This is a genomic window from Halobacteriovorax sp., from assembly GCF_048381875.1.
GTDB lineage: Bacteria > Bdellovibrionota > Bacteriovoracia > Bacteriovoracales > Bacteriovoracaceae > Halobacteriovorax_A > Halobacteriovorax_A vibrionivorans.
On sequence record NZ_JBLXBP010000010.1, the window covers coordinates 1 to 9,663 of the forward strand.

8 protein-coding genes and 1 pseudogene are annotated in these 9,663 nt (G+C 35.1%); 8 read left to right on the top strand and 1 reads right to left on the bottom strand.

The annotated features are described in order from the left end of the window. Together ACN5L8_RS14860 and ACN5L8_RS14865 are read left to right on the top strand one after the other, a co-directional pair. Positions 1 to 848, top strand: a pseudogene (locus ACN5L8_RS14860) (hypothetical protein); the annotation flags it as partial. 19 nt (positions 849 to 867) lie between these two features. Then, positions 868 to 1,779, top strand: a complete 912-nt coding sequence (locus tag ACN5L8_RS14865; protein ID WP_419173398.1) for a hypothetical protein — start codon at positions 868 to 870, stop codon at positions 1,777 to 1,779. On the opposite strand, the gene ACN5L8_RS14870 is transcribed toward ACN5L8_RS14865, so the two are convergent. Beyond that, positions 1,780 to 2,217, bottom strand: a complete 438-nt coding sequence (locus ACN5L8_RS14870; protein ID WP_419173399.1) for a hypothetical protein — start codon at positions 2,215 to 2,217, stop codon at positions 1,780 to 1,782. Between the two features lie 6 nt (positions 2,218 to 2,223). Here ACN5L8_RS14870 and ACN5L8_RS14875 point away from each other — a divergent pair, with 6 nt between their 5' ends. The 6 genes from ACN5L8_RS14875 to ACN5L8_RS14900 all read left to right on the top strand — a co-directional run bounded on the left by ACN5L8_RS14875 (position 2,224) and on the right by ACN5L8_RS14900 (position 9,342). Then, on the top strand, positions 2,224 to 2,610 hold the full coding sequence (locus ACN5L8_RS14875; RefSeq protein WP_419173400.1) for an SIP domain-containing protein: 387 nt from the start codon (positions 2,224 to 2,226) through the stop codon (positions 2,608 to 2,610). 130 nt (positions 2,611 to 2,740) lie between these two features. Next, a complete protein-coding gene (locus tag ACN5L8_RS14880; RefSeq protein WP_419173401.1) occupies positions 2,741 to 5,704 on the top strand; it encodes a hypothetical protein in 2,964 nt (987 codons plus the stop codon). A gap of 15 nt (positions 5,705 to 5,719) precedes the next feature. After that, positions 5,720 to 6,616, top strand: a complete 897-nt coding sequence (locus ACN5L8_RS14885) for a hypothetical protein (RefSeq protein ID WP_419173402.1) — start codon at positions 5,720 to 5,722, stop codon at positions 6,614 to 6,616. Positions 6,617 to 6,631: 15 nt separating this feature from the next. Next, positions 6,632 to 7,309: a hypothetical protein gene (locus tag ACN5L8_RS14890; RefSeq protein ID WP_419173403.1), complete on the top strand. Its 678-nt coding sequence runs from the start codon at positions 6,632 to 6,634 to the stop codon at positions 7,307 to 7,309. Further along, entirely contained in the window at positions 7,309 to 8,223 is a 915-nt protein-coding gene (locus ACN5L8_RS14895; RefSeq protein ID WP_419173404.1) for a hypothetical protein, read from the top strand. Before ACN5L8_RS14890 ends, ACN5L8_RS14895 begins: the two co-directional genes overlap by 1 nt. Before the next feature lie 231 nt (positions 8,224 to 8,454). Next, positions 8,455 to 9,342 carry a transposase gene (locus ACN5L8_RS14900; RefSeq protein WP_419173405.1) on the top strand — a complete coding sequence of 296 codons (888 nt, stop codon included), beginning with the start codon at positions 8,455 to 8,457 and terminating at the stop codon, positions 9,340 to 9,342. Positions 9,343 to 9,663: the final 321 nt, after the last annotated feature.

Genomic DNA, 9,663 nt, shown 5'->3' on the forward strand with positions numbered 1-9,663 from the left:
GTGCACGTATTGAATACAGAGACGTCGACTACAAAGATAACTCGGCAGAACTTCACTCAGATGATCTAATGTATGGGCTTAATATTACCTTATCAAAGAAAGATCTTTTAGGTGATCTCGCCTATATCAAATTGGTAAAGGGTTATAAGCCAGGAGGCTTTAACACACAGTCAGCAGTTCCACAGTCTCGCAAGGAATTTAAACCTGAATCTCTCTATTCACTTGAAGTTGGCCAAAAAGCAAAACTTAGTGATTCAAAAGTTGATCTTAACACTAATCTCTTTGTGATGTACCGTGAAGATGCACAAGTTAAGACATCCTTTCAAGATGACCCAATGGATCCTAGCTCATTCACTTTCTATACAGACAATGCAACTAGTGGACTAAATTACGGAGCAGAAATTGAAGCTGCATACACGCAAGAGCTGGGTTTAAATCTCATGTCATCGTTAGGACTTCTAGGTACTCGTTATAATGATTATACTGTTGGTACAAGAGATCTGCGTAGTCGTGAAATGCCACACGCCCCAAATTATCAAGCGAATCTAAATATCGAGTACAAGTATCAATCAGGGATGTACTGGAATGTGAATTTCTTTGCCTCAGATGATTTCTTCTACTCAAACTCACATGACAATATGTCAGAACCATACCAATTAGTTGATGTGAAAATTGGCTATCGCTATAAGGGCCTAGATATAGCAGTATGGAGTAAGAATATCTTTGATGAGAACTATAGTTTACGTGGCTACTACTTCGCCAATATGCCGCCAGCATGGGCCGATGAACTCTATACGCAAAGAGAGGCGCCTAGAAGTTTTGGCCTATCGGCACTTTGTAAATTCTAACTCGTGATATAATAGAGGAATGATAAATCAGATATTTGATCACTTCATTCCTCTTTTCTTCTTAGGGGCCATGACCTTCTTCGGTCTTGCCTTTCACCTCATTATTAGAAGTATTAATTCTTATTACAAAACCAATGGTAAGCTTATCAAAGCAAAGATCATTGCTTTTAAAGAAGAGACAAAGACTCGAAGATATCGTGGAGGGCGTGAGACATCCACAACTATTAGACCAGTTATTGAGTATTACCAAAACGGAGATCGCAGATTATTTCTAGGCTCTAATCAGAATTACTTAAACCATCATATCGGAAAAGAAGTTGATATTTATCTTGTTGAAGATAAAGAGAATCATGTTCTACAAAAAGAGAATGTCTACCGTATCTTCAACTACGTTTCACTTATTTTTGTTATTACTCCCCTCGTGATTATCTTCTTTAACAATGCGCCTATCGTATACAAGCTCACAATCCCTCTAACATCGCTTCTTATCTTTATTCCTATTATATTGAAAATGCGCGCAACTAAAGCAAAGTTAGACGACAGCAGAAGTCTTCTCACTGTCGTTCAAGAAAAATTGATCGAAAATAATAGCATGATTGACATTAAAGAATTTGATAATAGTAATGACTATATCAAGGCTTCAAAAGACTTTAATAAAAAACTTAGCTCGGCCAACCTAATAGGAATTATTATGACGGCCATTTTTGGTGGTGGCCTCTACTTCCTTACAAAGCATGTTTATCAAAATAGAATATCTAAAGAAAATAAAACCCTAATTGATAAGTTTCTAAATGATGCCAATGAGTATGGGCCAATATTTGAGCAAATTGGAAAGAATGAAGATATCACAATTCTTGCCATCTTCATTGCTTTTTCAGTTATATTAGTAATCGGTTTCTCAATCAATCTAAATGGATTCCTAAAGAGATAATTAAAATCTCACACCAACACCAATATAAAAATTTACTCCCTCTTGATCAATTTGTTGCGAGAGTCCACTATCGTGCTCTAAGGGTGCCATTACATAGTTGCGGTATTCGACACCTGCAGTAATGAAGAAGCGATCATTTATAGTTACTTTTGTTTCGAGTGAAACACCATAAGAGTAGCCACCAATGTCATTAAAGTGCTCATCATTGTACTCATCATTATTAAAATTAGTCTTTGTTCTTGTATTAACATGGACTAATCCTCCACTAATGCCAGGTCCTAATTCTAACTTTAAACGAGGAGTATCGATCATACGAATTACATAGCGGACGCCTAATTGAATATCATTTAAGATTTTTTCGTTCTTAGCTTCATAAATAGAATACTCTTCGTCAGAGAAGAGTCCTCCCTCAGTGCGTCCAACACTTCGACCAATCATCTGATAATGACGGTAAGTATCAGCGATCTCACTTCAATTAATGCTGTTCGCGCTTACCTCAACCTCATCCCAGCCGATGCTACAGGTAAGGCTACGATTTGCATCCCTAGTGAAGACGATATCTTAGAGCTTCAAACAAAGGGCCGAGTTGAGATAAATTTTGTAACGATTGAAAGTGATGACGTCTATTCGGGTGTCTTTAAGAACTATGACAAACTTAGTGATAAGACAATTATTTTTGCTGCCGGTGAATTCCATAAAGTTAAGTCATTAAAGGAAAGCATCAAAGAAATTGGTATTGTTAAGAGTGAAAATACTTTCATCTCAAGTTACTGGAAAAGAGGAATGGATGATGCTTCATTTCGAGATGAGAAGAGAAAGAAAAACGTATAAATAAAATTAAGCTAATAAATAAGTTAGTACATTAACTAGTTGATATAAAACGTGTACATTCACTAAACATCATTGTAAATAGTGCAAAAGATAAATGAAATCAGCTTAACTCGTATAAGATCTGAATACTATGAAAAGCACTAATATTTTTACATTACTTGTCGTATTACTTTTTAACACTCTTATTCTTGCGAACTCAATTGAGATCTCAGCTCTGCCTGACAAGACAGTTCAACCCGGAGAGGTCTCAATTCAAGTCCTACCAGTTAGAGCAAGTAGTGATACAAACTACACAATTGTCACTGAAAGTAACCAACAATGGCGTGTGGAAGCCCCTGAGTCAGCTCAACTTAAGGCAGGAGAACTAACATATCTAACTTTTTATACTTATTCTCCAAGCTTTGCTGATGCAGGAACAATTCACGAACTAAAAATAATATTCATTGACGAACAGACAAAAGAAAAAATCGAAAAAACGATTAGTTTTGTTATTGCAAAGAAGCAGGATCTTGACTTCTTTAACGCTGATAAAAACATTGAAACAAATAAAAAAGTCTACACGCTAAACTTGAAAGTAAAGAACACAGGAAATAGTGCTGAGAATTATAACTTCTCAGTTAAGAATCTCACTCCTGAGGTTGGTATTTCATTAAATACTTCTCCAACAAGAATTGAGAACGGTGAAACAAAATTACTACCAGTAAGAGTAAACTTTAAGAATAATACATCAACTTATGCGGCCTTTGAAGTTGTTGCCAAAGTTGGTGGCATTATTAAATTTCAAAAGAAATTCCAAGTTAAATTTGTGAACAACGCAAATAATCAAGACCGTCAAGGTAATTATCTTGATACAACTTTGACAATTACAAATGATTATATGAGTGTTGAAGGTCGAGATTCTAACCTTAGCTCTGTCATTATTAATTCAAACGGAGCACTTTCTGACTATGTTTCACTATCAAGTTATATCCAGGCCAATATGGTGGACGGACAAGCAACTGACGCAAGAGGTACATTTCATTTTGACGGCGACAGCTGGAAATTTAGTGCTGGAAATAATGTTGATTTAGATATAGATGCAGATGTAGGAAATGAGGCAAGAGACGGGATTGGTTTTTCGAAAGATATTTTACCTAATCTGAAAGTTGGAACACTTGTTGGTGTCAATGAAAATGATGAGCTAAATACTGCAGCAATGCTTCAATATGACCCAATCCCAGGACAAAGAACATTTGTTATCCTTAATCGAAACTCAGATACAAACGAAACATCTGGCTCAATTGGTTACCGAGGAAACTTTAATTCTAATGATAAATTATCATTTGCTCCTTCACTAACAGTATCAGATGATCCACAACGTGGTATTATTCAAGACTATCGATCGGCCATGCGTTATATGGTGAAGAAAAACCTACCGATTGCGGTATCAACTGGTTTCAAGAAAGATCGCTTTCAAGAGGTAATCTACAATAGCGCTTCAATGTCTTATAATTTTGATGGTGTCCTAATTGAGCTGACACGAAATGATGAAAGAGAAAGAGATCTATATGAAACAGAATCAAGTACAACAACATTTAGAAATTCAAATGAAATACGTGTAAGCTTCCCTTTAGGAGATGGTCTGTCAGCGAGTGTAAACTACCAAGACCATAATAGTAGCGACGAGAGTGAAAGCAGAAAGTTCATTACTTTTGCTTATCAAAAAAATGGATTATATGCAGCAATGAGAGCTGGTGTTACCGACAAGGAATACAAGGACAATCACTTTCAGAACTACACAAACGAACCATTCATTACAATTAACTTAAGTTATAAGCGACCAGAGTTTACGATTAGTGCAAATCTTGAATATGAATCATTTGGTGACGACTCATTTAGATCGAGAGCAAACATTGGAATTAATATTCCAATTAATAATAATCACTTCAATGGTGATGCATACCTAAGAGCAGGACACGATCAGGGTCAAAGAAATGACTATGTGACTCAAACGGAAACAAATCTCGACTACATCGAAGCTGGAATTAGAGCTGGAACAAATAGTAACTATTCGTTAGAGATTTATGCAAGAGCAGAAAATAATAATTACTATGATGATGTCGATTATCAAGTGGGACTTCGATTTCAATATAGATTTGGAGCAAAAACACCTCGCAGTGTAGAGAATATATTCGGAGGGAAGAAAACTGGTAGTATTAGAGGAAGGATCTGCATTGATTTAAATAATAATGACGTGTGTGAATATAATGAGCCAGGAGTTGCAGGACTAAGCGTATACAGCGTAACAGGTTCAGCGACAACTGAACTGGACGGTAGTTACTTAATTGAAGGTCAGAAAGCAGACAAAGATCATATTTCAATTATTGAAAGACATGTAACAGCACGATCACTCAAGGCACGTTCATATTTACAACATACAAAAGTTAGAAAGAATAAGACAGTTGAGGTTAACTTCCCTCTTAAGCAAATATCATCTTTAAACGTCTTTTCTTATAACGATATCAATAAAAATGGTCAGTATGATAAAGACTTTGACACTATTATCACAGATGTTAGCTACATGCTGATAGATCAGTATAGTGCAATCATTCCTATCAGCGGGAGAACGGCAGATGCGACTATATACTCAAGACTAAGAAATGGTGAGTATAAGTTGATTGCAACAGCTAATTCATCAGTCTATGAAGAAGTTGAAAAAGAAGTGATCCTGAACTTCCCTGAAGATAATATGGAGTCAATTGGTGTTTCATTCACCCTACTTAAGGCTCAAGACCTTAGTACAAAAGAGAAAATTGTTACTGAATTTGACACAAGTATCTTAAGAGGCCCTAAGTATGAAGCGCTATTAGTTTTAGATTCATCTGAAACTAGCTATAAAAATATAAAAACAGTGATTATTGAGTTAAATGGATACAAAGCTCAAGTAGATATCGAAGAAGTTTTCGAAGGGATGTGGGATATAAAACTTAACCTGAAAGAACTAGCTGAACTACTTAAAGATAAGAACAAAGTCATCGTTACAATTATACTTTCAAATAGTGATGGCGATGATATTCAGATTAAGAGAGATAGAGTTTTATTTTATAACAAATAAAGCTAAAGGTTAAATATGAAAAGAATAATTTGTGTAACTCTTATGCTAACAAATATAGCAACTTTTGCATGTGCAATTTTACAAAAAGGTGAAAATGGTAATCGTTCACACCCAGCAATTAAGCACTTCGTTGAAGAGAAAGATGAAAATCGTCAAATTGTGCTAAAGAATATAACAGACGAGGACTGTACTTTCACAATAGCTAAAACAGAATTAATCCAAGCAAGAGATGGTAGCTACTCTTACCTACCATACAAGATAGGACAGACAACTAAGAGATCTCTTAACCCCTATATCTCTTTACTTGATGACAAAGGTAGTGAGAGCTTTAATATAATTCAGTCACTCGCTCCAAACGAAACAAAGAGCTATGCAGTACAAATCAATATTCCTAAAGCAGAGAATTTGGGGAGCTACCACTCTGGCTTTCAAATAGATTTCACGAACAAGCAGACCTCATTTATGTTAGGTGAAATATACTATTCGACAAAGAATACCAGTGTGTCACCGCAATTAAGGTACTTAAAATTCTTAAAAGATAAGAAGAAGTTGGCCTTTGCAGTTACAAATAAAGGAGATGCTTACACGTTCTTTACAATGAATCTAGTGTACACAGACCCTATTACAGGTTTCGAATCAAAAGGTGTTTTAGACGAAGACGATATGTTTTTATATAAAGCAAATCTAAATAATTACTTACTACCAAATGGAAGAACAATTTTAGGAGAAGTTTCTCTTAAATATCATATAAAAAATCTAAGAAGACAATTCAATGAACAATTCCCTGGACAACTATTTCCAGAAGTATTGAACCTTACCGCTATTCCGCTATACGGAATTGATTATGAAAACTGGGAAAATCACAAAAATATACCATTAGGACTAAAGTCAATCATGATTCAGACTAACTAGTATAAGGAGAAGACAATGAATCTAGTAAAAATTACAACAATTGCAGTAGCACTAAGCTTTAATGCAATGGCAACAGACTCAACGGGTAATGGGTCAATCACACTTTCAGGTGGTTTTTCACCAAAAGTTAATAGTGTATCAATTGCACTTGCAGACTGTGGTGAAGATGTATCTTTTAATGACTGTGATGCAACTTTAAGTACAACTAATTTTTCAGGCCATGTACAAGATGCAACACTAAACCTTGGAACATTTGATGGAGAATCAAATATCCGTTTTGTAAAATTTGAAATTAAATCAAAACTTTTACTTTTCAAAGGTGACTCACTAAAGATTGCTAAATCACTTACATCATCAACAAATGACGTATCTGTATCACTAGAGAAAATGATCTTTGTATCTGCCGGTTCAAATACTTTTGGACAACAAACTCTTGGTAACTCATCTGCTAACCTTTCAAGTGGAAGTGTTATGTTTGATTCTTCAAAAGACATCACTGATATTGCATCAGATATGTACAATTCAGCGGCAGAAAACCCAGGTGCATCAAATGCAAAAGTTTTATCAGCACTAACTGATTCAACGGCATTTACAGTACGTGGTATCCTAGCTCTAGAAGCAGGAGACGAAGCAAAGTCAGAAGACTTTGATGCAAAAATCAATGTTGCAATCACAGGTGTCGACGGTAACTAATGAATAAACTAATAGCTCTTACATTTATAACTCTACTTACTCTTACAACTTATGCTGTTTGTAATACAGGTGGAACCTTTAACTGTGAGAGCTATACTGATAATGATCTTTATGGACTAGTTCTTGACCCATGGCAGGTCTATGAAGGTCGCTATTCTTGTGTCTCATGGAGTACACGTTACTATTATAACGACATTGAAGATATTAGTGTTAATTCATCAATGACACTTGAAATAAACTTTAAAACTGACTCTAGTGCAGAACTAGATATAAAAGCAATAACTTCTAATGGAGTTCAACATGTTCAAAGAACAAGAAGTCATGTTGTCTATGACGCTGTAGATGGAGAACGTTGGTACTGGCATACATATCGTTTACAATTTAATCGTAGCACAACACTAGAGCAGTTTAGAATTCATATTCCTCGTTTTGTAAATATTGACGAATTTGAATGGAACCTGGCCGGAGCAAGTCAAAATAATCGTTATCTAAGCTTAAAAAACCAGAGTGATTTTAATTACGCCATTAGTGAACAGGATATCATCTCACAGAGCTTGAAAAATTGGACAATAGATCTAGAAGGTGTTTTTGGTGCAAATGACGAAGCACTGATAAAATTGGAACCAAATAGTATTGCCCCTTTCTATGCACCAAATTGCAAAGAGATAACACAGGCCCAAGTCAATGTAGCGACTAACGAGCAAGGAAATGATTCATTTACAATCGAGTGTGTAACTCCTCCTACTCCTCTAGGAAATAGAATCACCTATCTAAGAATAAAAAACAACACATCAAAGACTTATTGTTCGGCGATAAACTTTAGTATTGAAACTAAATTTGATTTAACTATCTCAGATAAGGTAGAGTCGACAAACTACACTGAAAAATTTGATATCATCACAAGCTTTGATTAGAGTTTAGTCACAAAAACTACTTTTTGATCAAGTAATGGTTGTTGAAAGAATTGTACGCATTTTGATACGAGAGATATACAAGCTATTAAAACTAAGTAATAAGTACCTGAAACTGGCCCATTGGATTGGTGTTACTTAAATTTTAAAAATTTTATTTAATCAAATAGAAACTCCTGAAATATCAAAGGGTTAACATTTCTCACCTTGCTTTTTTATTGCTCTATAAGGAGTATGAAAATAATCTGCCCAGAAAAAACATGTAAATCGCCAAGTCTAATCATTAAAGATGGAAGTTTTTATCGACGCGATGATTCTAAGAAAATCCAACGTTATCGCTGCAAAAACTGTGGTAAAAGATTTTCTCGAGCAACTCTTAGTGATCAATATCGTCATCGAAGAAGGCGTGACCTATTGATGATTGAACATCTCCTTTGCTCCAAAACATCAATGCGGCGTATCGCTAAAGTTTTAAGGATTGATCGAAAAACTGTTGCGAAGCGAATGGAGATTCTAGAAAAGAGAGCGTTAAGAAAACATCAAAATCTCATGATGCATCTTAAAGAAAAGAAAGTCATTCACTTACAATTTGATGATATGATTACTCATGAACATACAAAAATGAAACCTCTATCGATTTCTTTAGCTGTCGATAAGGATCGCCGATTAATCCTCGGAGCAAAGGTTTCACAAATACCCGCATTTGGGCATCTTGCAAAAAAATCCAAGAAAAAATACGGATATCGACAGAGTTTTTTAGAAGTCGGTTTAACACAATTATTCGAAAGTATTTATGAAGTCATTGATGAAAATGCGATCGTCCAGTCAGATATGCACAAGCTCTATCCAAAATATGTTTTGAAGTATCTTCCTTCATGTGACTACAAAAGATATGAAGGAGGACGCTCGTGCGTTGCTGGACAAGGAGAATTAAAGAAGAAAGGTTTTGACCCCCTCTTTATTCTTAATCATACATGTGCAATGTTGAGGGATTCTATAAATCGACTAGTCCGTAAGACATGGTGCTCGACGAAGTGTCCTCAAAAGCTTCAACAGCATCTAAACATCTTCATAACATACTATAATTATCGATACTTACAATATGAACTGAACACCAATTGAGAGGACCAGTTATTATCAATTAGACAGTGAATATCGATTCTAAAAATATTGTCAGGTTCTCACTTGAGTGCCTGATATTTCTTGCCTAAAAACACTACTAAATATTTAATATTACGTAGGTATTAATAATATTATTAGATATTTAAGCACCGTGTTATTATTTTTGAATGAAATTACTTTATACGTCACTTATCTTAATTTTACTTAACACAAATATTTTCGCTGATATCACTTGTGAATCAGGAATTGAATCCACTTCAAAAGATCTGGACCTACTCTCAAGTAATGTTAAAGACATCGACTGTAATGTCATCAATAAGA